At 70.0% G+C, this 25,901-nt stretch carries 25 protein-coding genes, 1 pseudogene and 1 riboswitch; of the genes and pseudogenes, 9 read left to right on the top strand and 17 right to left on the bottom strand.

All coding sequences use genetic code 11. The features are described 5' to 3' along the window. Positions 1–145 precede the first annotated feature (145 nt). The 3 genes from pta to pyk all read left to right on the top strand — a co-directional run bounded on the left by pta (position 146) and on the right by pyk (position 4,976). Entirely contained in the window at positions 146–2,260 is a 2,115-nt protein-coding gene (pta, locus tag N4P33_RS02565) for a phosphate acetyltransferase (protein WP_260824488.1), read from the top strand. Then, entirely contained in the window at positions 2,257–3,465 is a 1,209-nt protein-coding gene (locus N4P33_RS02560; protein ID WP_260824487.1) for an acetate kinase, read from the top strand. Before pta ends, N4P33_RS02560 begins: the two co-directional genes overlap by 4 nt. A gap of 83 nt (positions 3,466–3,548) precedes the next feature. Next, positions 3,549–4,976 (top strand): pyruvate kinase, encoded by a 1,428-nt coding sequence (pyk, locus tag N4P33_RS02555; RefSeq protein WP_260824486.1) that lies wholly within the window; start codon positions 3,549–3,551, stop codon positions 4,974–4,976. Between the two features lie 94 nt (positions 4,977–5,070). On the opposite strand, the gene N4P33_RS02550 is transcribed toward pyk, so the two are convergent. From N4P33_RS02550 to N4P33_RS02535, 4 genes are all read right to left on the bottom strand, one after another. Further along, positions 5,071–6,438: a hypothetical protein gene (locus tag N4P33_RS02550; RefSeq protein WP_260824485.1), complete on the bottom strand. Its 1,368-nt coding sequence runs from the start codon at positions 6,436–6,438 to the stop codon at positions 5,071–5,073. After that, complete coding sequence (locus N4P33_RS02545) at positions 6,428–6,997, bottom strand: DUF6114 domain-containing protein (protein WP_260824484.1); 570 nt, start codon at positions 6,995–6,997, stop codon at positions 6,428–6,430. Before N4P33_RS02545 ends, N4P33_RS02550 begins: the two co-directional genes overlap by 11 nt. A gap of 116 nt (positions 6,998–7,113) precedes the next feature. After that, positions 7,114–7,743: a DUF6230 family protein gene (locus tag N4P33_RS02540; protein WP_260824483.1), complete on the bottom strand. Its 630-nt coding sequence runs from the start codon at positions 7,741–7,743 to the stop codon at positions 7,114–7,116. Between the two features lie 648 nt (positions 7,744–8,391). Continuing rightward, positions 8,392–9,369, bottom strand: a complete 978-nt coding sequence (locus tag N4P33_RS02535) for a tetratricopeptide repeat protein (RefSeq protein ID WP_260824482.1) — start codon at positions 9,367–9,369, stop codon at positions 8,392–8,394. Positions 9,370–9,629: 260 nt separating this feature from the next. Between N4P33_RS02535 and N4P33_RS02530 the strand changes: the two genes are divergently transcribed. Continuing rightward, entirely contained in the window at positions 9,630–10,241 is a 612-nt protein-coding gene (locus N4P33_RS02530) for a TetR/AcrR family transcriptional regulator (protein ID WP_260824481.1), read from the top strand. Between the two features lie 101 nt (positions 10,242–10,342). Here the strand turns inward: N4P33_RS02530 and N4P33_RS02525 are convergent, their stop codons facing one another. The 5 genes from N4P33_RS02525 to N4P33_RS02505 form a co-directional block, all read right to left on the bottom strand. After that, the gene (locus tag N4P33_RS02525; RefSeq protein WP_260824480.1) at positions 10,343–12,043 is read right to left on the bottom strand and encodes a methylmalonyl-CoA mutase; all 1,701 of its coding nucleotides are present in this window, start codon (positions 12,041–12,043) and stop codon (positions 10,343–10,345) included. Positions 12,044–12,127: 84 nt separating this feature from the next. Beyond that, positions 12,128–12,466 (bottom strand): DUF3817 domain-containing protein, encoded by a 339-nt coding sequence (locus N4P33_RS02520; protein WP_260824479.1) that lies wholly within the window; start codon positions 12,464–12,466, stop codon positions 12,128–12,130. Between the two features lie 57 nt (positions 12,467–12,523). After that, the gene (locus N4P33_RS02515; protein WP_260824478.1) at positions 12,524–13,033 is read right to left on the bottom strand and encodes a MarR family winged helix-turn-helix transcriptional regulator; all 510 of its coding nucleotides are present in this window, start codon (positions 13,031–13,033) and stop codon (positions 12,524–12,526) included. Positions 13,034–13,114: 81 nt separating this feature from the next. Next, positions 13,115–13,411, bottom strand: coding sequence for an MTH1187 family thiamine-binding protein (locus N4P33_RS02510; RefSeq protein ID WP_260824477.1), 297 nt, complete (start codon positions 13,409–13,411; stop codon positions 13,115–13,117). After that, positions 13,408–13,752 (bottom strand): DUF3817 domain-containing protein, encoded by a 345-nt coding sequence (locus N4P33_RS02505; RefSeq protein ID WP_260824476.1) that lies wholly within the window; start codon positions 13,750–13,752, stop codon positions 13,408–13,410. The genes N4P33_RS02510 and N4P33_RS02505 overlap by 4 nt, the downstream gene beginning before the upstream one ends. Before the next feature lie 162 nt (positions 13,753–13,914). Between N4P33_RS02505 and N4P33_RS02500 the strand changes: the two genes are divergently transcribed. From N4P33_RS02500 to N4P33_RS02485, 4 genes are all read left to right on the top strand, one after another. Further along, on the top strand, positions 13,915–14,547 hold the full coding sequence (locus tag N4P33_RS02500; protein WP_260824517.1) for an AIM24 family protein: 633 nt from the start codon (positions 13,915–13,917) through the stop codon (positions 14,545–14,547). Between the two features lies 1 nt (position 14,548). After that, a complete protein-coding gene (locus tag N4P33_RS02495; RefSeq protein WP_260824516.1) occupies positions 14,549–15,199 on the top strand; it encodes an AIM24 family protein in 651 nt (216 codons plus the stop codon). After that, positions 15,196–16,017 (top strand): AIM24 family protein, encoded by an 822-nt coding sequence (locus tag N4P33_RS02490; RefSeq protein WP_260824475.1) that lies wholly within the window; start codon positions 15,196–15,198, stop codon positions 16,015–16,017. Before N4P33_RS02495 ends, N4P33_RS02490 begins: the two co-directional genes overlap by 4 nt. Positions 16,018–16,118: 101 nt before the next feature. Continuing rightward, positions 16,119–16,595, top strand: coding sequence for a MarR family winged helix-turn-helix transcriptional regulator (locus N4P33_RS02485; RefSeq protein ID WP_260824474.1), 477 nt, complete (start codon positions 16,119–16,121; stop codon positions 16,593–16,595). Positions 16,596–16,597: 2 nt separating this feature from the next. Here N4P33_RS02485 and N4P33_RS02480 read toward each other — a convergent pair. The 3 genes and pseudogenes from N4P33_RS02480 to N4P33_RS02470 all read right to left on the bottom strand — a co-directional run. Continuing rightward, positions 16,598–17,617, bottom strand: a pseudogene (locus tag N4P33_RS02480) (sensor histidine kinase); the annotation flags it as partial. A 29-nt stretch (positions 17,618–17,646) separates the two neighbouring features. Further along, a complete protein-coding gene (locus N4P33_RS02475) occupies positions 17,647–18,432 on the bottom strand; it encodes an SGNH/GDSL hydrolase family protein (RefSeq protein ID WP_260824515.1) in 786 nt (261 codons plus the stop codon). A gap of 228 nt (positions 18,433–18,660) precedes the next feature. Beyond that, positions 18,661–19,608, bottom strand: a complete 948-nt coding sequence (locus tag N4P33_RS02470) for a M23 family metallopeptidase (protein WP_260824473.1) — start codon at positions 19,606–19,608, stop codon at positions 18,661–18,663. A 4-nt stretch (positions 19,609–19,612) separates the two neighbouring features. After that, positions 19,613–19,775: riboswitch (cyclic di-AMP (ydaO/yuaA leader) on the bottom strand. A gap of 502 nt (positions 19,776–20,277) precedes the next feature. Here N4P33_RS02470 and N4P33_RS02465 point away from each other — a divergent pair. Continuing rightward, the gene (locus N4P33_RS02465; protein WP_260824472.1) at positions 20,278–21,075 is read left to right on the top strand and encodes a tyrosine-protein phosphatase; all 798 of its coding nucleotides are present in this window, start codon (positions 20,278–20,280) and stop codon (positions 21,073–21,075) included. A 21-nt stretch (positions 21,076–21,096) separates the two neighbouring features. Here the strand turns inward: N4P33_RS02465 and N4P33_RS02460 are convergent, their stop codons facing one another. The 5 genes from N4P33_RS02460 to N4P33_RS02440 form a co-directional block, all read right to left on the bottom strand. Beyond that, the gene (locus N4P33_RS02460) at positions 21,097–21,237 is read right to left on the bottom strand and encodes a DUF6126 family protein (protein ID WP_260824471.1); all 141 of its coding nucleotides are present in this window, start codon (positions 21,235–21,237) and stop codon (positions 21,097–21,099) included. Continuing rightward, positions 21,234–21,848, bottom strand: a complete 615-nt coding sequence (locus tag N4P33_RS02455) for a helix-turn-helix domain-containing protein (RefSeq protein WP_260824470.1) — start codon at positions 21,846–21,848, stop codon at positions 21,234–21,236. Before N4P33_RS02455 ends, N4P33_RS02460 begins: the two co-directional genes overlap by 4 nt. Before the next feature lie 73 nt (positions 21,849–21,921). Next, on the bottom strand, positions 21,922–23,340 hold the full coding sequence (locus tag N4P33_RS02450) for an aspartate aminotransferase family protein (RefSeq protein ID WP_260824469.1): 1,419 nt from the start codon (positions 23,338–23,340) through the stop codon (positions 21,922–21,924). Further along, positions 23,337–25,250, bottom strand: a complete 1,914-nt coding sequence (gene dxs / locus N4P33_RS02445) for a 1-deoxy-D-xylulose-5-phosphate synthase (RefSeq protein WP_260824468.1) — start codon at positions 25,248–25,250, stop codon at positions 23,337–23,339. The genes N4P33_RS02450 and dxs overlap by 4 nt, the downstream gene beginning before the upstream one ends. A gap of 28 nt (positions 25,251–25,278) precedes the next feature. Continuing rightward, the coding region (locus N4P33_RS02440; RefSeq protein ID WP_260824467.1) for a flavodoxin-dependent (E)-4-hydroxy-3-methylbut-2-enyl-diphosphate synthase at positions 25,279–25,901 on the bottom strand (623 nt) is incomplete at its 5' end.

Here is a 25,901-nt window from a genome sequence, read left to right as displayed (position 1 = left end):
CCCCCAGGGCGGCGCCGACGGCACATGGGCGGGCGCCATAGCCAGCGCCAGAGGTATTGTCAAGAGGGTTCTGCTCACCTCGGTGGGCGATTTTTGTGCGAGGGCCCTTGACCGCCCGAAGGATCCGACGAAACGGAGAGCGCGCGTGACCCGCAGCGTGTACGTGACCGGCATCGACCGCGGCGACGGCCGTCAGGTCGTCGAGCTGGGAGTCATGGAACTCCTGACCCGGCAGGTCGACCGGGTGGGTGTCTTCCGCCCCCTGGTGCACGACGGGCCCGACCGCCTGTTCGAGCTGTTGCGCGCCCGCTACCGGCTCTCCCAGGACCCGGCCACGGTGTACGGCATGGACTACCAGGAGGCCTCCGCGCTCCAGGCCGAGCGGGGCACGGACGAGCTGGTCTCCACGCTCGTCGACCGCTTCCACCTGGTCGCCCGGGACTACGACGTCGTCCTGGTCCTCGGCACCGACTACGCCGACACCCAGTTCCCGGACGAGCTGTCGCTCAACGCCCGGCTCGCCAACGAGTTCGCCGCCTCGGTGATCCCGGTCGTGGGCGGCCGCAAGCAGACCGCCGAGTCGGTGCGCGCCGAGACCCGCAACGCCTACCGGGCGTACGACACCCTGGGCTGCGACGTGCTGGCGATGGTGGTCAACCGGGTCGCCCGCGAGGACCGGGACGAGATCGCCGAGCGGCTCGCCACCCGGCTGCCGGTGCCCTGCTACGTCCTCCCGGACGAGCCGGCGCTGTCCGCCCCGACCGTCTCGCAGATCGCGCACACCCTGGGCGCCAAGGTGGTGCTCGGCGACGACTCCGGGCTGGCCCGCGACGCCCTGGACTTCGTCTTCGGCGGGGCGATGCTGCCGAACTTCCTCGCCGCGCTGACCCCGGGCTGTCTCGTGGTCACCCCCGGCGACCGGGCCGACCTGGTGGTCGGCTCACTGGCCGCGCACAGCGCCGGCACCCCGCCGATAGCCGGGGTGCTGCTCACGCTGGACGAGGTGCCCGGCGACCACATCCTCACCCTCGCCTCCCGCCTCGCCCCCGGCACCCCGGTGCTGTCGGTGACCGGCACCAGCTTCCCCACGGCCGAGCAACTGTTCTCCCTGGAGGGCAAGTTGAACGCGGCCACCCCGCGCAAGGCGGAGACCGCGCTCGGCCTGTTCGAGCGGTACGCCGACACCGCGGAGCTCACCCGCCGGGTCTCCGCGCCCAGCAGCGACCGCGTGACGCCGATGATGTTCGAGCACAAGCTGCTGGAGCAGGCCCGCTCCGATCTGCGCCGGGTCGTGCTCCCGGAGGGCACCGAGGAGCGGGTGCTGCACGCGGCGGAGGTGCTGCTGCGCCGGGGCGTGTGCGAGCTGACGCTGCTCGGGCCGGTCGAGCAGATCCGCAAGAAGGCCGCCGACCTGGGCATCGACCTCGGCGACAGCCAGATCATCGACCCGGCCACCTCCGAGCTGCGCGACGCCTTCGCCGAGAAGTACGCGGCCCTGCGCGCGCACCGGGGCGTCACCGTGGAGCTGGCCTACGACGTCGTCTCCGATGTGAACTACTTCGGCACGCTGATGGTCGAGGAGGGCCTCGCCGACGGCATGGTGTCGGGTTCCGTGCACTCCACGGCCGCGACGATCCGGCCCGCCTTCGAGATCATCAAGACCAAGCCGGACGCCGACATCGTCTCGTCGGTGTTCTTCATGTGCCTGGCGGACAAGGTGCTGGTCTACGGCGACTGCGCGGTCAACCCGGACCCGGACGCCGAGCAGCTCGCCGACATCGCCGTGCAGTCGGCGGCCACGGCCGCCCGGTTCGGGGTGGAGCCGCGGATCGCGATGCTGTCGTACTCGACCGGCACCTCCGGCTCCGGCGCCGACGTGGACAAGGTGCGCGAGGCGACCGAGCTGGTGCGCAGCCGGCGGCCGGACCTGAAGATCGAGGGTCCGATCCAGTACGACGCGGCCGTGGAGCCGTCGGTCGCCGCGACCAAGCTGCCGGAATCCGAGGTCGCCGGGCAGGCGAGCGTACTGATCTTCCCCGACCTGAACACCGGCAACAACACCTACAAGGCGGTGCAGCGCTCGGCGGGCGCCATCGCCGTCGGCCCGGTGCTGCAGGGTCTGCGCAAGCCGGTCAACGACCTGTCCCGGGGTGCCCTGGTGCAGGACATCGTGAACACCGTGGCCATTACAGCCATCCAGGCCCAGACCCCGCCCTCGTCTTCCTCCCCCTCCCTCGCAGAGAAGGCTTCCGACCAGTGACTGCCACGCGTGTCCTCGTCCTCAACTCCGGCTCGTCGTCGGTGAAGTACCAGCTCCTCGACATGCGCGACAGCAGCCGGCTGGCCACGGGCCTCGTGGAGCGGATCGGGGAGGAGAGCTCCCGGGTGAAGCACACGGTCGTGGCGACCGGGGAGACCCGGGAGCGGACCGGGCCGGTCGCCGACCACGAGGCCGCCCTGAAGGCGATGTCCGAGGAGCTGGCGGCGGACGGTCTCGGCCCGGACTCCCCCGAGCTGGCCGCGATCGGCCACCGCGTGGTACACGGCGGCAAGCACTTCACCGAGCCGACCGTCGTCGACGACGCGGTGCTCGCCGAGATCGAGCGGCTGATCCCGGTGGCGCCGCTGCACAACCCGGCCAACCTCACCGGTATCCGTACGGCGATGGCGCTGCGCCCGGATCTGCCGCAGGTGGCCGTGTTCGACACCGCCTTCCACACCACGATGCCGGAGTCGGCGGCCCGCTACGCGATCGACGTGGAGACCGCCGACGCGCACCGCATCCGCCGCTACGGCTTCCACGGCACCTCGCACGCGTATGTCTCCCGGGCGACGGCCGAGCTGCTGGGCAGGGCGCCCGAGGAGGTCAACGTCATCGTGCTGCACCTGGGCAACGGGGCCTCGGCCTCGGCCGTGCGGGGCGGCCGGTGCGTGGACACCTCGATGGGGCTGACCCCCTTGGAGGGGCTGGTGATGGGTACGCGGTCGGGTGACATGGACCCGGCCGTCATCTTCCATTTGATGCGTGTTGGTGAAATGTCCGCCGACGAGATCGACACTCTTCTCAACAAGAAGAGCGGTCTCATCGGACTGTGCGGTGACAACGACATGCGGGAGATCCGCCGCAGGATCGACGAGGGCGACGAACAGGCGAAGCTCGCGTTCGACATCTACATTCACCGGTTGAAGAAGTACATCGGTGCCTATTACGCCGTTCTCGGGCACGTGGACGCGGTGGCGTTCACCGCCGGGGTCGGCGAGAACGCCGCCGAGGTGCGCTCGGCGGCCGTGGCGGGCCTGGAGTCGCTGGGCCTCGCGGTGGACGAGGAGTGCAACGCCGTACGCGGCGGTGAGCCACGGCTGATCTCGCCCGAGGGCGCGCGGGTCGCGGTCGCGGTGGTTCCGACGGACGAGGAAATGGAGATCGCCACTCAGACATACGCACTGGTCGGAAACAACAACTGAGAACAAGTGAGCATCGGGAATCTCATTTGTATTTTCCGCCAGACGGAATATTCCGTTGCGAAACAAACCGATAGGATCGCCCCATGCGCCGTTCGAAAATCGTCTGTACTCTCGGCCCCGCGGTCGACTCCCACGAGCAACTCGTCGCCCTGATCGAAGCCGGCATGAACGTGGCCCGCTTCAACTTCAGCCACGGCACCCACGCCGAGCACCAGGCCCGCTACGACCGGGTCCGTGCCGCGTCCAAGGAGACGGGCAGGGCCATCGGCGTCCTCGCCGACCTCCAGGGCCCGAAGATCCGTCTGGAGACCTTCGCCGAGGGTCCCGTCGAGCTGGTGCGCGGTGACGAGTTCACCATCACCACCGAGGACGTCCCCGGCGACAAGACGATCTGCGGGACGACCTACAAGGGCCTGCCCGGCGATGTGGCCAAGGGCGACCAGGTGCTCATCAACGACGGCAACGTCGAGCTGAAGGTCACCGAGGTCGAGGGCCCCCGGGTGAAGACGATCGTCATCGAGGGCGGCGTCATCTCCGACCACAAGGGCATCAACCTGCCCGGCGCGGCCGTCAACGTGCCCGCGCTGAGCGAGAAGGACGTCGAGGACCTGCGCTTCGCCCTGCGGATGGGCTGCGACCTGGTCGCCCTGTCCTTCGTGCGGGACGCCAAGGACGTCGCCGACGTCCACCGCGTGATGGACGAGGAGGGCCGCCGCGTCCCGGTCATCGCCAAGGTGGAGAAGCCGCAGGCGGTGGAGAACATGGAGGACGTCGTGATGGCGTTCGACGGTGTGATGGTCGCCCGCGGCGACCTCGCCGTCGAGTACCCGCTCGAGAAGGTCCCCATGGTGCAGAAGCGCCTGATCGAGCTGTGCCGGCGCAACGCCAAGCCGGTGATCGTGGCGACCCAGATGATGGAGTCGATGATCACCAACTCGCGGCCGACCCGCGCCGAGGCCTCCGACGTGGCCAACGCGATCCTGGACGGCGCGGACGCGGTGATGCTGTCGGCGGAGTCCTCGGTCGGCGCCTACCCGATCGAGACCGTCAAGACGATGTCGAAGATCGTCCAGGCGGCCGAGCAGGAGCTGCTGTCCAAGGGCCTGCAGCCGCTGGTGCCGGGCAAGAAGCCGCGCACGCAGGGCGGTTCGGTGGCCCGCGCGGCCTGCGAGATCGCCGACTTCCTCGGTGGCAAGGGCCTGGTGGCCTTCACCCAGTCCGGCGACACCGCGCGGCGGCTGTGCCGTTATCGCGCCGTGCAGCCGATCCTGGCGTTCACCACGGACGAGGCCACCCGCAACCAGCTGACGCTCAGCTGGGGCGTGGAGCCGCACGTGGTGCCGTTCGTGAACAGCACCGACGAGATGGTCGAGCTGGTCGAGCAGGAGCTGGTCCGGCTCAGCCGGTTCAACGAGGGCGACATCGTGGTGATCACCGCCGGCTCCCCGCCCGGCGTCCCCGGCACCACCAACATGGTCCGCGTCCACCACCTGGGCGGCCCGACCAGCTGACACATCGAGTGATACGACGCCGAGGGCGCCCCCTGATTGATCAGGGGGCGCCCTCGGTGTGTGAGCGGCTCCCGGAAAGGCTTCTGACGCGGGCTCAGTCGGTGACGTACTGGTGCAGCCCGGGCACGTGCAGGGTCCCGCCGAACTGGCCGGCCTGCTGCACCTTCACGTTGGTGAAGTAGATCAGTGGGATGTTCAGCGGCGGCGGGTGCTCCGGGTCGAACGTGATCGGGATCAGCCCGAGCAGGTTCCCGGAGATGCTCTCCGTGTACATCACGGTGTCGCCCTCGCGGATGGTGGAGGTCGACCCCTTCTCGGCCTGCACGTGGTACGTCTTGCCGGTCGCCGGGTCCTTGACCGTCTGGTGCAGGTCGCCGATGTCGGTACCGCCGGAGATGACGTACTTCAGCACCTTCTTGACGGTGCCGTTGGCCGTCTTCACCTCGACGACGCCCTTGTAGTCGGCGCCCTTCAGCAGCAGCGAGCTGGCGTCCAGGAACCAGGGGTCGTCGGGCAGCGGGACCGTGTTGTCGATGCCGCCCTCGGCGTCGGTGGCGACCGGGCAGTCCTCGGGGTCGACGCCGGCGCTCTTGGAGGGGCTGGGGCTCGGCGAGGCGGTGGCCTCCGGGGTGGCCTCGGCGGCCTCCTCGGCCTTCTCGACGGTCTCCTCCGCCGCCTCGCCCGCGTCCTTCGCCGCTTCGGTCGCCTTCTCGCCGGCGTCCTCGGTTGCGTCCTTCGCCGTGCCGGTGACCTTCTCGGTGGTCTCCTGCGCGGGGTCGGCCGCTTCCTCCTTCGCGGCTTCGGTCGCGGAGGCGGACGGGGTGGGGCTCGGGCTCGCCTCGGCGTCCTGGTCCCCGGGCGTGAAGATGTCCTTGATCCCGTCCCCGATCTTCTCGAGGAGGTTCTTGTCGGTCTCCGAGGGGGACGGCGCGGGCTGCTCGGGGGCGGTCGCGGACGGGGCGGGCGCGGGCTCGGCCTGGTCGCCGGAACCTGAATCCGGCGAAGAGGACGCGTCCTTGTCCGCTTCCTGCTCAGCACCCGAACCGGCGGCCGGGGCCCGAGGCGCCTCGGCCTCGCTGCTCGGCTTGTCGGCCGGCTTCTCCTCCTCGGCGGCCTCGCTCGCCGACGGGGACGGCGTGGGCGACGCGGAGGTCTTGTCCTCGTCGTCCTCCTTGCCGTCCTTCTCGGCCTCCTCCAGGGCCGCCAGGCACTCCTTGAACTCGTCCGCGGTCAGGCTGTTCGAGGGCGCCTTCTTGCCCGGCTGGTCGTCGGCCTGGGCGAGCGTCGGCGTGAACCCCATGCCCATGAGGACCGCGGTCGGCATCGCCGCGATGGCTATCGCCTTCCCGGCCGGCATGTGGAACCTGGTGAACAGCGGCTTCTTGGGTGCCGCGTGGCGCGGCCCGGTTCTCACACGGGACGCCTCCACATCAGCCCCGTGGGTCACCTCGTCAGCCGGCACTGTGCCTCCCGTTCGCCCCGTTCGCCGGGCTCGTTCCTGACAGATCGTTGGGCTCGCCCACCGTGGCCGGGTCGTCGGCCTGCTTCAGCAGCGTGGTGTCGGTGTCCGCGCCCTCCGGGGATCCGCCCCGCTCGCCCGCGGCCGTCCCGGGCTCCTGCTCGGGCGGTGCGCCCGGCGCCCACGACACGGCCATCGCCCCGCCCACGAGGGAGAGGAGGAAGCCGATGAGGAAGCCGCCGAGGTTGGAGACGGGGATGGACACCAGCGCCAGCAGGATCGCGGCGACACCCGCGAAGAACCGGACGTGCTTCTGGAACCAGAGGCTGACGCCGAGGACGACGAGCAGCACGCCGATGATCAGGGACCCGGCGCCCGCGGTGGTCGCCATGGCCAGCGTCAGATGTCCGATCTGGAGATTCGCGTACGGGAAGTAGGCGATGGGGAGTCCGCCGAGCATGACGAACAGGCCGGCCCAGAACGGCCGCGCGCCCCGCCAGGCGCGGAACTGCAGCCTCCGGCGGGTGAACTGGCCGGCTGCGGCAGGAGTCTCGGCGCTCATGGAAAACAGCTCCCTGGTACGGCGTTGCTGTGGTGGTGATGTGCGCCGCGCGTGAAGGCGCGGCCGGAAGGTGGACGGGCGGGGGTGCCACAGCGCCCCCGCCCGTCAGCGAGTGCTTAGTAGCACTCCTTGGTACCTGCCGAGAGCGACATCTTCAGGCCGCTCAGCTTGAAGGTTCCGGCGGTGGTCGCCCACGCCGTCTGCTTCACGTCGGTCAGCGTCGCGGACTCGGCCTGCTGGGCGAACCCGTACGGGTTGGCCTGCTCCTTGCCGCCCTTCATGCCCGGACCCTTGGTGGCGTCCTTGGCGGCAACACCGATGTCGATGTTGCGGAAGGTGGCGTCGGCGCCGAGGTCCTCGACGTCGATGTACAGGTTCTCCGCCTCGACCGGCTTGCCGCCGCCGCCGGCCTTCAGCTGCAGGCTGACGTTGCCGAACGGGGTCGGGGTGACGACCGACTGGCACATGCCCGTGATCTCCGCGGACTTGAACGCGGAGACGGCGACGGGGTGATGGACCTTCTCACCCTTGAGCGTGTAGCCCTCGTCGATCGCGCCGTACTGCGAGAAGCCCTTGCCTTCGAGCCTCTCCGCCGTCACCTTGAACGACTGACCCGACACGCTGAACGAAGCGGCGAGAGCACCCTGCGCGAGGGCGACACCTATCGCTGCCGTGGCGGCGACGCTGGGCACCATGACCACAGCGAACCGCTTCCATCTGGTCCCGCCACGCACCTGGGACTCCATATTTCCTCCTTCTCGGACGTACATCTCCTGCTCCGGCCGGCCGCCATGACGACGGCTCAGCAGGGCAGGGATGGGAGAAGTGCTACGTCCTCGGGAAGGAGAGCGCCCGACTCGGCGGCGCACAACGCACCCGAATCACCGGCGATCACCCCCGAGCGACAACCACTGGTCGCGCCTGACACGCATCACGCACAACCCTGCCGGACAGGCTTCGCCGTTGAGGGCGAAGACCCCCCTGTCCAAGAACCGGCGTCATTGCCGCCGACCCTGCTCGGTGGGGACCCAGGAGACCCCGCGGCCCGACCGGCTGTCGGGGTGCGGGAATGGACCGAGCGTCGCCGATCGTGGTGCATTCTCGCCGCCCGCACAAGGGGGTTCGTTACTCGCTAGTAACGGCCGGATAACCGCAGTACGACGCAGGGGTCTCGGTCGGCGACGCAGGGTGTCGCGAAGGGGGTGTACAAAACTATTGATCACTGGACAGAATCCGACAGATCAACGGCTGCGACTTACTCGCAGTAACAGCGGCCGCGATTACCAAGATTTGGTAAAGCGCGGCCGCAGTGACCTCTCGGCGACCAATCTTTCACTCGGGCACCACGTGCTGAGTACCCCGCACGCGGGGCCCGAACCCGCCGCCCGCCCTGCTCAGAACAGGGCGCGGGCCAGGGCCCTGCGCGCGGCGATCACGCGCGGATCCTCGGCGCCGACGACCTCGAACAGCTCCAGCAGCCGCACCCGCGCGGCCTCCCTGTCGTCACCCGCCGTACGCGCCACGGTGTCGATGAGCCGGCCGAAGGCGTCCTCGACATGGCCGCCCACCAGATCCAGGTCGGCGGCGGCGATCTGCGCCGCGGCGTCCTTGGGCTTCTCGGCCGCCTCCTTGCGCACCTGCTGCGGGTCCATGCCCTGCACACGCTGGAGCAACTCCGCCTGGGCGAGGCCCAGTTTGGCCTCGGTGTTGCCCGGGTCGTCGGCGAGCACGTTCTTGTACGCCTGGACGGCGCCGCCCAGGTCCCCCGCGTCCAGCGCCTGCACGGCGGCCTCCAGCAGGGCGTCGTACGGCCCGGCGGGCTCGGCCTGGGCGGTCGGTGCGCCCCCCGGCTCGGCCTCCGGGTCGACGACGAGGCCGGTGAGCCCGAAGCGCTGCTCGGCCACCTGCACCAGCTGGTCCAGGGTCTGGCGGATCTGCGCCTCGCCCGCCGCCCCCTGGAACAGCGGCAGGGCCTGGCCGGCCACCACCGCGAAGACCGCCGGGATCCCCTGGATCCCGAACTGCTGCATCAGCATCTGATTGGCGTCGACGTCGATCTTGGCGAGGAGGAAGCGCCCGTTGTACTCGACCGCGAGCCGCTCCAGGACGGGGCTCAGCTGCTTGCAGGGCTCGCACCACTCGGCCCAGAAGTCGATGACGACCGGGACCTCGGTGGAGCGCTGCAGGACGTCGCGCTCGAAGCCGGCCTCGTCGACGTCGATGACGAGATCGGCCGGGGAGACGGCACCGGTGCCGCCGCCCGTGCGCGCCGCTTCGGCACGCGCCTGCTCCGCCTTCGCCTTGGCCTCCTGGGCCGCCTTCACCGCGGCGAGGTCGACGACTCCGCTCATGGACATGTTCCGTGGCTGCATGCGTCTATCCTCCCCCGTACTGCGCGCGTCCGTGAAAACCGCGGTGAAAGCCAGGCTTGCGAGTGCTGTCGCCCCGCGGTGTTGTCGGCGCCGGGTCCCCACCCCACGCCGGTGCGTTGCCGCTGTGGTCGTCGCTCGGCACGTCGGTCACTCGTGCTTTCGCTACGAGTCGTAGCGTAATGGCAAGCGGAGCCGGAGGGACCCCTTCTTCCGGTGATCTCCCTCACGACCGCGCGGGAACGGCCGGTTATCGTCGTGCCATGCACAGCCGCACCCCAGCAGGCCGTACGGGCCGCCCGCGCAGCGCCGCGGCGGACGCCGCGATCCTGGCCGCGACGCGGCAGGCGCTGGTGGAGCTGGGCTGGTCCAAGCTCACGCTGGGCGATGTGGCGACCCGCGCGGGGGTCGCGAAGACGACCCTCTACCGCCGGTGGTCCGGCAAGAACGAACTGGTCGTGGACGCGGTGGCGGAACTCTTCGACGAGCTGCGCCTGCCGGACCGCGGCTCACTCGCCGCCGACATCGAGGGCGTGGTGCTCCAGTTCGCCGCGATCCTGGCCCGCCCGGAAGCACGCAGCGGCCTGATGGCGGTGGTCGCGGAGGCCACCCGCGACGACGCCCTGCGCGAACGCATCCGCGCGTCGATCGTCGACCGCCAGAAACGCCTCGTCCTGACCGGCCGCACCCGAGCCGAGGCCCGCGGCGAACTCCCCCCGTCGAAGAACCCGGAGGAGTCGAGCCGCACGGTCGACCTCATCTTCGACATGGTCGCCGGTGCGGTGGTCCACAGAACCCTGGTCAGCGCGGAACCGGCGGACGAGGAATGGGTCAGAAGCTTCACGAGGGTCTTGCTCGAAGGGTTGAGATCTTAGCTGCGGGCAGTCGTGCCGCTGGGGCGGCACGGGTGGGCGCAGCGGCACCCCGCAAGCGCGGGCAAGCGCCACACCCCCCGCCCAGCCCCAGCACACCGCACTCAGAACCCCGCGGGCTCCGTATACACCCCCCACTCGTCCCGCAGCACCCCGCAAATCTCACCCAGCGTCGCCTCGGCCCGCACAGCCTCCAGCATCGGCTCGATCATGTTCGCCTCGGACCGCGCGGCCGCGACCATCGCCTCCAAAGCAGACCGCACCCGCGCCTCGTCCCGCGCAGCCTTCCGCTCCTTCAGCAACCGCACCTGCTCCCGCTCCACCTCATGACTGACCCGGAGAATCTCCAGATCACCCGTGACGGACCCGGTGTGCACATTCACCCCGACGACCTTCTTGTCGCCCTTCTCCAGCGCCTGCTGATACCGGAACGCCGACTCGGCGATCTCACCCGTGAACCACCCGTCCTCGATCCCCCGCAGGATCCCGGAGGTGATCGGCCCGATCGGGTGCTGCCCGTCCGGGTGCGCCCGCAGCCCCCGCTCCTTGATCTGCTCGAAGATCTTCTCCGCGTCCGCCTCGATCCGGTCCGTCAGCTGCTCGACGTACCACGAACCACCCAGCGGATCGGCGACGTTGGCGACGCCGGTCTCCTCCATCAGCACCTGCTGCGTCCGCAGCGCGATCTCGGCGGCCTGCTCGCTGGGCAGCGCGAGCGTCTCGTCCAGCGCGTTGGTGTGCAGCGAGTTCGTCCCGCCGAGCACCGCCGCCAGCGCCTCCACGGCCGTACGCACCACGTTGTTGTACGGCTGCTGCGCGGTCAGCGACACCCCGGCGGTCTGCGTGTGGAACCGCAGCCACTGCGCCTTCTCACTCTTCGCGCCGTACACGTCCCGCATCCAGCGCGCCCAGATCCGGCGCGCCGCGCGGAACTTGGCGATCTCCTCGAAGAAGTCGACGTGCGCGTCGAAGAAGAACGAGAGCCCCGGCGCGAAGACATCCACGTCAAGCCCCCGGCTGAGCCCCAGCTCGACGTACCCGAAGCCGTCCGCGAGGGTGTACGCCAGCTCCTGCGCGGCCGTCGCGCCGGCCTCGCGGATGTGGTAGCCGGAGACGGACAGCGGCTTGTAGGCGGGGATGCCGGCGCTAGTGTACTCCATCAGGTCGCCGATGAGGCGCAGATGGGGCTCCGGCTGGAAGAGCCACTCCTTCTGGGCGATGTACTCCTTGAAGATGTCCGTCTGGAGCGTGCCGTTGAGCACGGCCGGGTCGACGCCCTGGCGCTCGGCGGCGACGAGGTACATGCAGAAGACGGGCACGGCGGGCCCGCTGATGGTCATGGAGGTGGTGACGTCCCCGAGCGGGATGTCACGGAAGAGCACCTCCATGTCGGCGGCGGAGTCGATGGCGACGCCGCAGTGCCCGACCTCGCCGAGGGAGCGGGGGTCGTCGGAGTCGCGGCCCATGAGCGTCGGCATGTCGAAGGCGACGGACAGCCCGCCGCCGCCGTTGCCGAGGATCATCTTGTACCGCTCGTTGGTCTGCTCGGCGTTCCCGAACCCGGCGAACTGCCGGATGGTCCACGTCCGCCCCCGGTAGCCGGTCGGATACAGCCCACGGGTGAAGGGATACTCCCCCGGCCACCCGATCCGCTCGAACCCCTCATAGGTGTCCCCGGGCCGCGGCCCGTACACCGGCTCCACGGGATCCCCGGAGAGCGTGGTGAAGTCTGCGTCCCGCTTACGGGCAGCGTCGTACCGGGCCTGCCAGCGACGGCGGCCCTCCTCGATGGCGTCAGCGTCCATGCTCCAAATTTACTTGGACGTCCTAGTAAATGTCGACGCCTCACCGCCGTACGCTGCTCCGTACGGCGGTGACCTGCGAAAACGTTACGCCTTGGCGACCGCGGGCGCGGCGTCCTCGACGCTCGCCGCCAGTTCGCGGCTGATCCTGCGCTCCACGAAGAACGCGGCCGTCGGAATCGTCCCGGCCAGCAGCACCCAGAGCTGCTTCTTCACCGGCCACTTCGCCTTGGAGCCCAGGTCGAAGGCGAAGATCAGGTACACGACGTAGAGCCAGCCGTGCGCGATGCTGACCACCTGGGTGAAGTCGGCCGCGCCGTCCATCTTCAGCGCGTACTTGCCGATCATTCCGATGGTCAGCGCGACGAGCAGGACACCGGTGACGTAGGCCATGACCCGGTAGCGGGTCAGCACGCTTCGTTTCATGCAGTCGAGCGTAACGGGCGGTTCCGGGGGATCCCGGGCCGGGTCACGTGTGCCCGGTCACTCCTCCTCGAAGTCCCCCGCCGCCATCCGCAAGGGCCGGAGGATGGCGAAGAGTTCGGCGCATTCCTCGGCGTCGTAGGCGCTGAGGCCGAAGTCCATGGCCATCAGGTCGCGGGTGGCGTTCTCGACGACCTCGCGGCCCTTGTCGGTGATGGAGGCGAGGGTGCCGCGGCCGTCGTTGGGGTTGGGGCGCTTGGCGACCAGGCCCGATCTGACCAGGCGGTCGACCGTGTTGGTGACCGATGTGGGGTGCACCATCAGGCGCTCGCCGATCTTGGACATCGGCAGCTCGCCCGACTTGGAGAAGGTGAGCAGCACCAGCGCCTCGTAGCGCGCGAACGTGAGCCCGTAGGGCTTGACCACCGCGTCGACCTCGGCCAGCAGGATCTGGTGTGCGCGCATGATCGACGTGATCGCCGCCATGGACGGCACATTCCCCCAGCGCTGCTTCCAGAGCTCGTCGGCGCGGGCGATGGGATCGAACGAGAGACTGAGCGGCTTCGGCACGGCACCGACCTTACCGGCCGGTCATATGGTGGTCAGCCCTGTCTCGGAGTTCGGTACCGGGCGGGCCGCCCAGTGCCCCTGTCAGTCTTGCGCGAGGTGACGTTCGACCGTCTCCACCTTCGACGTCAGGCCGTCCGTCACGCCGGGGCGGATGTCCGCCTTCAGGACCAGCGAGACCCGGGGCGCCCGCGCCTCCACCGCGGCCACCGCGCGCCTCACCACGTCCATCACCTCGTCCCACTCCCCCTCGACCGAGGTGAACATGGCGTCCGTGCGGTTCGGCAGCGCGGACTCGCGGACCACCCGCACGGCGTCGGCGACGTACTCCCCCACGTCCTCGCCGACACCGAGCGGCGTCACCGAGAAGGCGACGATCACGCGTTCACCACGCCTTCCTTGCGGGCGCGGGAGGCGATGACCGCGTCCTCGGCCTCACGCCGCAGCCTGCGGTCGGCGAAGAAGCCGCCGGTGGGCAGCACCGCCATCAGGAAGTAGTAGGCGGCGGTCTTCAGGGGCCACTTCGTGCGGTTCCAGGCGTCCGCCCAGAAGATCACGTACAGGATGAACAGGACGGCGTGGACCCAGCCCATGACCGTGACGGCGTTGAAGTCCGTCGTCCGCTTCAGCACCGAGCAGACCAGCAGCAGCAGGAAGGACACGGCCTCCGGTACGGAGACGAGACGCAGCCGGCGGAGGGCGGTGGCGGTTTTGATGTCCACGGGTCACCTTCGATGGGAGAGACAGGGGCCGATCTTGTGAACGTACGCACAAGCGCTCGGCCATTGTGGCAAACGGCGCCCCTAGGGGTTCGCTCAGGGTCCGGCTCCGTCCACGGGCTCTGTCCGCCGGGCAAACCGGCCGCTACCGTCACGTCCGTGGCGATGTTCCGACTTCAGAGCAGCAAGGTGCTCGCCGTCGACATGACCGGAGACGCCGTGAAGGCGAAGAACGGCTCGATGGTCGCGTACGACGGCGAGATGGCGTTCAAGAAGCTCAGCGGGGGTGGCGAGGGCATCCGGGGGATGGTGACCCGGCGGCTTACCGGCGAGCAGATGACCCTGATGGAGGTGAGGGGACACGGCACCTGCTTCTTCGCCGACCGGGCATCCGAGATCAACCTCGTGGCGCTCCAGGGCGACAAGCTGTACGTCGAGTCCAGCAATCTGCTGGCCACCGACGGCGGCCTGCGCACCGGCACCACCTTCACCGGCATGCGCGGCGCGTCCCAGGGCAACGGGCTGTTCACCACGACGATCGAGGGGCACGGCCAGGCGGCGCTCCTGTCGGACGGTCCGGCGGTGGTGCTCCGGGTCAGCCCGCAGTACCCGTTGTCGGTCGACCCCGGCGCCTATGTGGCCCACCAGGGGAACCTGCGGCAGTCCTTCCAGTCCGGTGTGACCTTCCGCACGCTGCTCGGCGAGGGTGGCGGCGAGGCCTTTCAGATCCGCTTCGAGGGCGACGGGCTCGTCTACGTCCAGCCCAGTGAGCGCAACACGATCGCGGGGGACGTCTGAGGTGGGCTTCCGGGAGATCAACGCGAAGATGATCGAGGCGACCGTGGCGCCGGGGCAGCGGCTGTTCAGCCAGCGCGGCGCGATGCTCGCGTACAAGGGGGAGGTCAGCTTCACCCCCAACACGGCGGGCGGCCAGGGCGGGATCATGTCGATGATCGGCCGGCGCGTGGCCGACGAGGACACGCCCCTGATGACGGTCGAGGGCAGCGGCACGGTCCTGTTCGGGCACGGCGGGCACCACGTCCAGGTGATCGAGCTCTCCGGCGACACCCTCTATGTGGAGGCGGACCGCCTGCTGGCCTTCGAGGGCACGCTGCGGCAGGGCACGGTCTTCCTGGGCGCGCAGGGCGGCGTGATGGGCATGGTGCGCGGCCAGGTCTCCGGGCAGGGCCTGTTCACCACCAGCCTCAAGGGGCACGGCTCGGTCGCCGTGATGGCGCACGGCGGCGTGATCGAGATTCCGATCACCCCGGGCCGCCCGGTCCACGTCGACCCGCAGGCGTACGTCGCCCACCACGGCGATGTCCGCAACAAGCTGTCCACGGCACTCGGCTGGCGGGACATGGTGGGCCGCGGCTCGGGCGAGGCATTCCAATTGGAGCTGAGCGGCAGCGGCGCGGTGTACGTACAGGCCTCGGAGGAGAAGCTGTGAGCACCTACGGAACGACCCCGGGCGCCGGGCCCGCCGGTCCCACCGGCCCCGCCGTCTTCGACCCGATGACCCTGCCGGCCGACGACAACGTCAACGCGTACACCTTCTGCGTGGAGCTCAAGGGCACCCAGTGGTTCCTGCAGAAGGGGAAGATGATCGCTTACTACGGCTCGATCGACTTCAACGGCGTCGGGCACGGTCGACTCGACCGACTTGTCCGAACCTCGTTCCATTCGCCACTGCACGCGAGCGACTGGGTGGTGGCGGAGGGCTCGGGCAAGATGCTCCTCGCCGACCGGGCCTTCGATGTGAATGCGTACGACCTGGATGAGGGCAACCTGACCATTCGCTCGGGCAACCTGCTCGCTTTTCAGCCAAGTCTGTCGCTCAAGCAGTCGATCGTTCCCGGCTTTCTCACGCTCATCGGAACCGGAAAGTTCGTGGCCGCGTCAAACGGTCCGGTGGTGTTCATGGAACCCCCGGTCCGGGTCGACCCGCAGGCCCTGGTCGGGTGGGCGGACTGCCCGTCCCCGTGCCACCACTACGACCATGGGTACATGACCGGCGTGCTGGGCGGTCTACGTGCGCTGACGGGCCTCGGCGGGGTCTCCGGCGAGGAGCACCAGTTCGAGTTCGTGGGGGCCGGCACGGTGCTGCTGCAGTCCTCCGAGACGCTGATGGCGGAGCAGGCGACGGGGGCCACTCCGCAGCAGGCGGGCGTGCCCGGCGGCGGGATGTCCGGGGGTCACGGGGCGGGGTCCGGGGCACCGCGCCTTCCCGGACAGCTGGGCGACCTCCAGCGTCGCTTCGGGCTGTGAGCGGTAGTCTGCGGAGTGTGACATCGAACGCGTGCACGCCGTCTACGTCACACGCCACCCCTCACTAGTTCGCTTTTCAACTTCTTAGGTAGACTTCATTCATGGAGACCGAGACGGCCACCCGCTGGCTGACCGATGCGGAGCAGTGCGCCTGGCGCACCCACCTGGAGGTCAACAAGCTGCTGACCTACCAGCTCGAAAAAGACCTGCAGCCGTTCGGCCTGACAATGAACGACTACGAGATCCTGGTGAACCTCTCCGAGACGGACGACCACCGGATGCGGATGAGCGACCTCGCGTCCGCCACCCTCCAGTCGAAGAGCCGCCTCTCCCACCAGATCACCCGGATGGAGAACGCCGGCCTGGTGCGGCGTGAGAACTGCGAGTCCGACCGCCGCGGCCTCTACGCCGTGCTCACCGACTACGGCATGGAGACCATGCAGAAGGTCGCCCCGCACCATGTGGCGTCCGTGCGGCGGCACTTTATCGATCTGCTCTCGCCGGACGCCCTGACCGAACTCGACAAGGCCCTCAAACCCATCGCCGAGCACCTGCGCGGACAGCGCGGGCGCCCCTGACCTCATTCACCGGCGTCCCCCGCGCGCAGCAGCGGCAGGCGGAGCTCGAACAGGGCTCCGCCCGCCGGTGCCGCACCCGCCGTCAGCGTCCCGCCGTGCCGTACGGCGACGTCCCGGGCGATGGCCAGGCCCAGACCCGCGCCGCCGTCGTCCCGGCTGCGGGCCGCGTCCAGCCGTACGAACCTCTCGAAGATCCGCTCCCGGTCCGCCTCCGGGACGCCCTCGCCGTCGTCGGCGACGCCCAGCACCGCCACCTCGCCCTCGCGGCGGACGGTCACCGTGACCGTCTCGCGGGCGTGCCGCTGCGCGTTGTCGAGGAGGTTGGCCAGCAATCGCCCCAATTGACCCCGCGATCCGGCCACTTCGGCCGGCTCCGCGTCCACGGTCACGCCGGTGCGCCCGGCGGACTCCTCGCGGGCCAGCGCCGCCAGGTCGACGCGGGTGCCGGCCGGCTTCTCCCCCGCGTCGAGCCGGGCGAGCAGCAACAGGTCGGCGGCGAGGCGCTGGAGCCGCACGGTGTCCTCGACCGCGCCGTCCAGGTCCAGCAGTTCGGGGTGGGCGGCGGCCACCTCCAGCTGCGTGCGCAGGGAGGCGATGGGGCTGCGCAGCTCGTGCGAGGCGTCGGCGACGAACCGCCGCTGCCGCTCCACGGACGCCTCCAGCGCCGCAAGGGTCTCGTTGGTGGTGCGGGCGAGCCGGGCGATCTCGTCGTGCGTCGCCGGTTCCGGGACGCGGCGGGCCAGATCCTCCGAGGCGGTGATCGCCGCCATCTCCCGCCGGATGCCCTCCACCGGGCGCAGCGCCCGCCGGGTGACCAGCCAGGTCACCCCGGCGACCACGGCCAGCAGCAGCGGGAAGCCGATGAGCATCACGGTCAGCGCGGTGTTCACGGCACTGTGCTCGGCGGACAGCGGGGCACCGGCGTGGACGGTGAGGCGGCCCCGGTCGTGGGTCTCCACCTGGACCTCGGCGAAGCGGTAGTCCTCCGTGTCGCCGTCGATGGTCGCGGAACCGTTGGTGAAGGTGGCCTCGGCGGCGATCAACCCCCCGCTCAGGCCACCGCCCCGATCCGCGACCGAATGTCCTCCGGCGACAGCGCCCCCTTCGCCGTCACATGGTCCCCGGACGACTCCCCCCGCAGCCGCCGCCCGATCCACGGCACCAGATACTCCCGCGCCCACTGCACATCGTCCCGCCGCACCTCCAGCGTCCCCCGCGGCGGCAACGGCGGCCACGCCTGCTCCGGATCCGCCGGCACCTCCAGTCCCAGCACCTGCCCCGCCCGCAGCGCCACGCGCGTGTGCCCCTCGGGCGACAGATGCAGCCGGTCCGCGTCCCACGCCCTGCGGTCCTGCACGCTCCTCAGCGACCACAGATCGAGCACCGGACACCCGTACCGGTCGGCGATCGCCCGCACATGCCCGTTGTACGTGGCGATCTTCCCCCGCAGATGCTTGAGCAACGGCACCCCCCGCGTGTCGAACCCGGTCGTCACCATCACCGTGCCCGCCGCCGCGGCCAACTCGGCGACCGCGCGCTCGAACCGCTCGGCCACCTCGTCCGGATCCGTGCCCGGCCGCAGGATGTCGTTGCCGCCCGCGCAGAACGAGACCAGATCGGGGGCGAGTTCGACGGCCCGCGGCACCTGGTCCGCGACGATCTGGTCGAGCAGTTTCCCGCGCACGGCGAGATTCGTGTACCGGAAGTCCCCTTCGGGCCTGCGGTCGGCGAGGAGTACGGCGAACCGGTCGGCCCAGCCGACGAACGCCCCGTCGGGGCCGGGATCACCGACACCCTCGGTGAAGCTGTCCCCCACCGCCACGTACGACCCGATCACTGCTGCGCTGTCACTCTTCGAATCGTCTGCCACAGCGCCTCATGATTCACCCTCGAATGTGACCTACGCGACCGTAGGCAGGGGTTGACGGGCGGTGAGATAAGCCACTCTCAAAGAATTGGCCAACTCAGGAATACGCACATGTCCGGGCCGGAGAACACACCGACGGCCGGACCCGGGGATCCGGGTCCGGCCGTCGGCGGCGTGTCAGGCAGGTTGTCTCGGGGGTCAGCCGATGGAGACGCCCTTGGAGCGCAGGTAGGCGACCGGGTCCACGTCGGAGCCGTAGTTCGGCGTGGTCCGGATCTCGAAGTGCAGGTGCGGGCCGGTCGAGTTGCCGGTCGAACCGGAGAGGCCGACCTGCTGCCCGGCGGTCACGGTCTGGCCGGCCGAGACGGACAGCGAGGACAGGTGGGCGTACTGGGCGTAGTAGCCGTCGTTGAGCTTGATGACGACCTGGTTGCCGTACGCACCGGCCCAGCCGGCGGAGACGACGGTGCCGCCGCCGACAGCCTTCAGGGAGGTGCCGGTCGGGACGCTGAAGTCGACGCCGGTGTGGTAGCCGCTGGACCACATGCTGCCGGCCACCTTGTAGGCGGTGCCGACGCCGCCGCCCGGCACCGGCGAGCTGTAGCCGGAGGTGGTGGCGGCCTGGTCGGCGGTGGCGGCCTTCGGGGCGGACTGCGCGGGAGCCTCGTCCGCGGACTGCGCGGCCTTCGACGGCTGCGCGGGCTTCGCGGGCTTCGCCTCCGGCTTGGCGGCGGCCGAGTCGGCGGCGGACGGCTTCTTCGGCGCGCTCTTCGCGGCCTGGCCGTCGATCGTGAGCTTCAGACCCGGGTGGATGAGCGACGGGTCCTCACCGACGACCTCACGGTTGTCGGCGTACAGCTTCTTCCAGCCGCCGTCGACGTCCTCGGTCTCGGCGATCTTGGCGAGGTAGTCGCCGGCCTTCACGGTGTACGTGCGGCCCTCACCGTTCTTGTTGTCGGCCTTCTTGCCGGCCGGGGAAAGGGACTGGACGGCCTTTTCCGGAGCCGCCTGCGGCGTGGCGGCGTTGGCGCCGGTGGCGCCGAGAAGCGGCAGCGCGAGTGCGGCGCCACCGGTGCCGGCGACAACGGCGATGGACCGGGTGAAACGCTGAGCCTTGGTACGGCGGTGCTTACCCTTCGCGGGCATGACGAATTCCTCTCCGGCGCCTGCGAGGTGAGCTGTCGGGTTCGGACTGGAGATGCCCGGCCGCGTCTCAACGCGACTTAACCCCAAGCCTGTTCCGGAGACCGGCCCAGGCAGTTGTACCTGTGGGTCCCCCGCTCCTGCCGAACACGGGTCAGTGGTGTGTGCGGGCTCCGGGCGGCGGCAGGATTAGGCGTCCGTCCGGATCGGTGTGGAACGTAAGCGACCCCGACGCAAAGGGACAAGCGCGAGGTTCCATACGAAGCCGTTTTTCCGTGATCCACAGGCACAAATGCCGTCACCGAGCGTCGCTCCGCATTCGATGCCGCCCGCGAATTCCCTTGTTAATCGCCCTGATTGCGTGAACATGGCGACAACACATCGTCACGAATATGACGATGCTCACGCGCCCCCTCCCCATCTCCCTTTCTTCCGGGACACATTATGGCGAAACCACCGAAACGGACACAACACCTTAATAGGCGTCTTAGTCACCGAATCGCCGACCACCTGACCGGGCACCCACCCCGCAGCCCGACCCCTCGAAGACATTCGAGTGTTTCGCCCCTTTCGGGGTATTCGCTCCTCTTCATTGCCTGGGGCAGCCATGTCGTATCGTCGACACGAGCCCGCCGTCGAGCCGCGCGGCGGCGCCGAGTGGGAGGAGCCCCCGTGACGCAGCACGTCCCGTCGACCGAGCCCGAGCTGGCCGGAGTGCGCAACTTCCGCGATGTGGGTGGACTGCCGACCGTGGACGGCCGGCGCGTACGCCACGGGGTGCTGTTCCGCAGCGGTCACCTCGCCCACGCGACCGCCGAGGACGCGGCCTTCCTGTCCTCCCTGGGGCTGCACACGATCTTCGACTTCCGCAACGCGGCCGACCAGAAGCTCGAGGGGCCGGACATCGAGCTGCCCGGCGTGCGCAATGTGAACCTGCCGCTGAGCGACCCGGCCGACGGCGCCGAGTTCTGGAAGATGGTCCGCGACGGCAATCTGGACCAGCTGCGCGAGATCCTCGCGGCCGGCAAGGGCGCGGCCCGCATGATCGCCTCCTACCGCACCACGATCAAGGCGCGCACCGCCGAGCACTCCCGGGTGCTGCACTCCCTCGCCGACGACAGCGTCCCCGTACTGATGCACTGCGCGGCCGGCAAGGACCGCGCGGGACTGTCGGTGGCGGTCACGCTGCTCGCGCTGGGCGTCGAGCGGGACGCGATCTTCGAGGACTATCTGAAGTCCAACGCCAAGCACCGGCGCTACAAGGTGCGCCGCAGCAGCGACGCCCCCGCGGCCTACTCCCCGGAGGTGATGGAGCTGCTCAGCCCCCTCTTCGACGCGCGCGCCGAGTATCTGTCGGCCGCCCTGGAGACCATCGAGGAGACCTGGGGCGACGTCGACACGTATCTGGAGACGGCGCTCGGCTTCACCCCCGAGCACCGGGAGCGGCTGCGCGAGCGCCTTCTCGACTGAGCCGGCCGAGCGCGGCGCCGGCTACTTGGCGCCGACCTCGAACAGCAGGTAGACGAACGCCGCGAAGACGTGCCCCACCGCGATGTAGATGAACAGCCTCACCCACAACGCCCGGGGGAACTTCTCCTCCATGTCCTTCGCGTTCTCGTTCTCGCCGGTCATGGCGCCTCTCCAGGGGTAGGGCCCAGGCACAGCGCGGCCGTGGGACTCTGCAGCAGGGTGTGGACGAACAGCAGCTCGAGCCCGTCGGGGTCCTCGGCCGCGATCCGGTGCGGGGTGAGCGAGTCGAAGTGCGCGCTGTCCCCAGGACCGAGCCGGTGCAGGGTGTCCCCGAGGCGCAGCCGCAGCCGCCCCGTGAGGACGTACAGCCACTCCTCGCCGGGGTGCACGCGCACGATGTCCCCCTGGGAGCCGTACGGGACCCGTACGCGCAGCGCCTGCATGCCGCGCCCGGACGCGCCGGCCTGCCAGTACGTCCAGCCGCCGGCCGCCGTGGGCTCCATGTCGGCGGCACGCACCACGGCGTCCCGGTCGGCGGCCGTCTCCCCGAGCAGCTCGGAGACGGTCGTACCGTAGATCCGGGCCAGGGAGAGCAGCATCGGCAGCGAGGGCTGGCGCTGCCCGGTCTCCAGCCGGGAGAGATGGGCGGGCGACAGGCCGGCCTCGCGGGCCGCGGCCTCCAGCGTCAGGGAGGCCCGGCGCCGCAGCGCCCGAAGCTGCGGCGCGACCACGGGGAGGCCGCCGTCCGGCGGCCCCGTCTCGGAGGAGCTCATACCTCCATTCAGCCGGAGGCTTTACCCCTCGGGCAAATTTCTTGCCTTACAGGCAAAAAACCGAGCACGTGGCTCATCGGTTGGCGACCGCCTGCTTCACCAGCGTCTTCCCGAAGTCCCACATCAGCCCCCCGCCGTCGTGCGCGTCGTCCATCACGGCGGTGAACGCCTCCACGAACCGGTCCACCTCCCGCTCCCCGATGATCAGCGGCGGGATCAGCTTGATCACCTCCATGTGGTCGCCGGAGACCTGGGTGAGGATCCGGTGCCGTTGCAGCAGCGGTACGACGACCATCTGGGCGAAGAGTCCCTTGCGGGCGGCCTGGAGCATGGTCCAGCGTCCGCGCAGCTTCAGCGAGCGGGGCCGGCCGAACTCGATGCCGATCATCAGGCCCCGGCCCCGCACGTCCGCGAGCAGCTCGTACTTCTCCTTCAGCGCCACGAGCCGGGACCTCAGCAGCTCGCCGGTGGCGCGGACAGAGGCGACGATCTGCTCGTTCTCCATGACCGACAGCACCGCGAGGCCCGCCGCCATGGCCTGCGCGTTCGCCCCGAAGCTGGCCGAGTGGACCAGCACCCGGTCCATCGACGAGTAGACCTTCCTGAAGATCCAGTCCTTGCCGATGGTGGCCCCCACCGGCACATAGCCGCCGGAGAGCGCCTTGGCGACGCACACCAGGTCCGGCTCCACGCCCTCCTCGTGCTGGTAGGCGTAGAAGTCGCCGGTCCGCCCGAGCCCGGTCTGCACCTCGTCGGCGATCAGCAGCGCCTTGTGCCGGTGCAGCAGCTCCTGCGCGGCCCGCAGATAGCCGGGGGGCGCCTCGTGCACGCCCTTGCCCTGGATCGGCTCGACGATCAGCGCGGCGACATCGCCCTTCTTCAACTCCCGCTCCAGGGCGTCGAGATCACCGAGGGGGACGGCCGTGTCCGGCAGCAGCGGGGCGAAGCCGTCCCGGAAGCCGGACTCGCCGTTGACCGACAGGGAGCCGGTGGTCAGGCCGTGGAAGGCGTGCGCGCAGTACAGCACGCGCGGCCGGCCGGTGACGTACCGGGCGAACTTCAGCGCGCCCTCGACGGCCTCCGTGCCGCTGTTGCCGAAGAAGACACGGTCCAGGTGCGGGCTGTGCGCCAGCAGCTTCTCGGCGAGCAGCCCGGGCAGCGGCTGGCAGTCGAAGCGGGTGAGGTCGGCGAGGTTCAGGTCCAGGACGTCGTGCAGCGCCTTGCGGACCACGGGGTGGTGACGGCCCAGGCCCATCACCCCGAACCCGGCGAGCATGTCCAGGTAGTCGTTGCCGTCGGCGTCGTAGAAGTAGGCACCGTCGGCCCGCTCGTAGACCTTGTCGAAGCCGATGGTGTGCAGCATGCGCGGGAGCTGGTGGTTGAGGTATCTCCCGTGCAGCTCGTAGCGTTCGGCGCCGCGCTCGGACAGCAGCGCGCCGAGGTCGAACTCCCCGGTGTGCGACGACTCCGAGGCGGACTCGGCGGTGGTCATGCCTGGTGCTCCTGTCGGTCCGCTGATGGCTTGGACTGCTCGTCCTTGACGGCGAGGCTCGCGCTGATCCGCCCGGCGACCTCGACGGGCGTCAGCCCGATGTCGGCGAGCACCTCACCGCGCTTGGCGTGCGCGAGGAACTGCTCCGGGATGCCGAAGCGCCGTACGGGCACGTCGACCTCGGCGTCGCCGAGCGCGAGGGCGACCGCCGAACCGACGCCCGCCGCACGGCTGTTGTCCTCGACGACGGCCACCAGCCGGTGCCGGGCCGCCAGTTCGGGCAGGGCGGGGTCGACGGGCTTGACCCAGCGCGGGTCGACCACCGTGCAGCCGATGCCGCGCGCCTGGAGCAGCTCGGCGGCCTGGAGGCAGACGGGCGCCATCACGCCGACGGCGACCAGCAGCACCTCGGGATCGTCCGCCCGGTGCAGCACGTCCATGCCGCCGATCCGGTCGAACGCCGGGATCGCGGGGCCGATGGACTCCTTCGGGAACCGCAGCAGGGTCGGCGCGTCGTCCACGGCGACCGCCTCGCGCAGCTGGGCGCGCAACTGGTCGGCGTCGCGGGGCGCGGCGATCCGCAGGCCGGGGACGACCTGGAGCACGGACATGTCCCACATGCCGTTGTGGGAAGGCCCGTCGACTCCGGTGACGCCGGCCCGGTCCAGCACGAACGTGACGCCGCAGCGGTGCAGCGCCACGTCCATCAGCAGCTGGTCGAAGGCACGGTTGAGGAAGGTGGCGTACACGGCGACGACCGGATGCAGCCCGCCGGTCGCCAGCCCTGCCGCGGACACGGCCGCGTGCTGCTCGGCGATCCCCACGTCCCACACCCGGTCCGGGAACCGCTCGGCGAAGGCGCCGAGGCCCACCGGGTGCAGCATGGCGGCGGTGATCGCCACCACGTCCTCCCGCTCCTCCCCGATCCGCACGATCTCCTCACCGAACACCGACGTCCACGACGGCCCGCCGGACGGGGAGAGCGGCGCGCAGGTGAGGGGATCCATCACCCCGACGGTGTGGAAGTGGTCCTCCTCGTGGGCGAGCGCGGGCTCGTAGCCCCGGCCCTTCTCCGTGAGGCAGTGCACCAGCACCGGCCCGTGGAAGCGTTTGGCGCGGCGCAGCGCGGACTCCACGGCCTTGATGTCGTGCCCGTCGATCGGGCCCACGTACTTCAGCCCCAGGTCCTCGAAGAGCCCCTGGGGCGCGAAGGCGTCCTTGAAGCCCTTCTTCGCGCCGTGCAGCGCCTCGTACACCGTGCTGCCGATGACCGGCGTGCGCAGGAGTACGTCCTTGCCCCAGGCCAGCACCCGCTCGTAGCTGTCGGTGGTGCGCAGGGTCGCGAGGTGGTTGGCGAGGCCGCCGATGGTCGGGGCGTAGGAGCGCTCGTTGTCGTTGACGACGATGATCAGCGGGCGGTCCTTGGCGGCGGCGATGTTGTTCAGCGCCTCCCAGGCCATGCCGCCGGTCAGCGCGCCGTCGCCGATCACCGCGACGACATGGCCCTTCTGCCCCTGCACCTCGCGGGCCTTGGCGAGACCGTCGGCCCAGCCGAGGGCGGTGGAGGCGTGGCTGTTCTCGATGATGTCGTGCTCGGACTCCTCGCGCGAGGGATAGCCGGACAGGCCGCCCTTGCCGCGCAGCTTGGAGAAGTCCTGACGTCCGGTCAGCAGCTTGTGGACGTAGCTCTGGTGGCCGGTGTCCCACAGGATGCGGTCCACCGGTGACTCGAAGACCCGGTGCAGGGCGACGGTCAGTTCCACCACGCCCAGGTTGGGCCCGAGGTGGCCGCCGGTCCTGGCGACCGCGTGCACCAGGAACTCGCGGATCTCGTGGGACAGTTCGACGAGCTCCCCCTCGGACAGCGCCTTCAGGTCGCGTGGTTGCCGGATGCTCTCCAGGATCGTCACGCTCGGGCCCCCTTCACTTCCGTGCTGTTCAGCTCACGGTGACGGCCGGCTCCCCCGCCGCGGTGCCGTCCTTCTCCATCTGCTCGGCGATCTTCATCGCCTCTTCGATCAGCGTCTCGACGATCTTGGACTCGGGGACCGTCTTGACGACCTCGCCCTTGACGAAGATCTGGCCCTTGCCGTTGCCGGACGCGACGCCCAGATCCGCCTCCCGTGCCTCGCCGGGGCCGTTGACGACGCAGCCCATCACCGCCACCCGCAGCGGCACTTCCATGCCGTCCAGACCGGCCGTGACCTCGTCGGCGAGCTTGTAGACGTCGACCTGGGCGCGGCCGCAGGACGGGCAGGAGACGATCTCCAGCCGCCGTTCCCTGAGCCCGAGCGACTGGAGGATCTGGATGCCGACCTTCACCTCCTCGGCCGGGGGCGCGCTCAGCGACACCCGGATGGTGTCGCCGATGCCCTGCGAGAGCAGCGCGCCGAAGGCGACCGCCGACTTGATCGTGCCCTGGAACGCCGGGCCCGCCTCGGTGACGCCGAGGTGCAAGGGGTACTCGCACTGCTCGGCGAGCTGCCGGTACGCCTCGATCATGACGACCGGGTCGTTGTGCTTCACCGAGATCTTGATGTCCCGGAAGTCGTGCTCCTCGA

The organism is Streptomyces sp. 15-116A (assembly GCF_025290915.1).
In the GTDB taxonomy this organism is placed as follows: domain Bacteria; phylum Actinomycetota; class Actinomycetes; order Streptomycetales; family Streptomycetaceae; genus Streptomyces.
The sequence above is the reverse complement of the archived record's forward strand: the minus strand, read 5'-3'. Positions and strand labels throughout refer to the sequence as shown.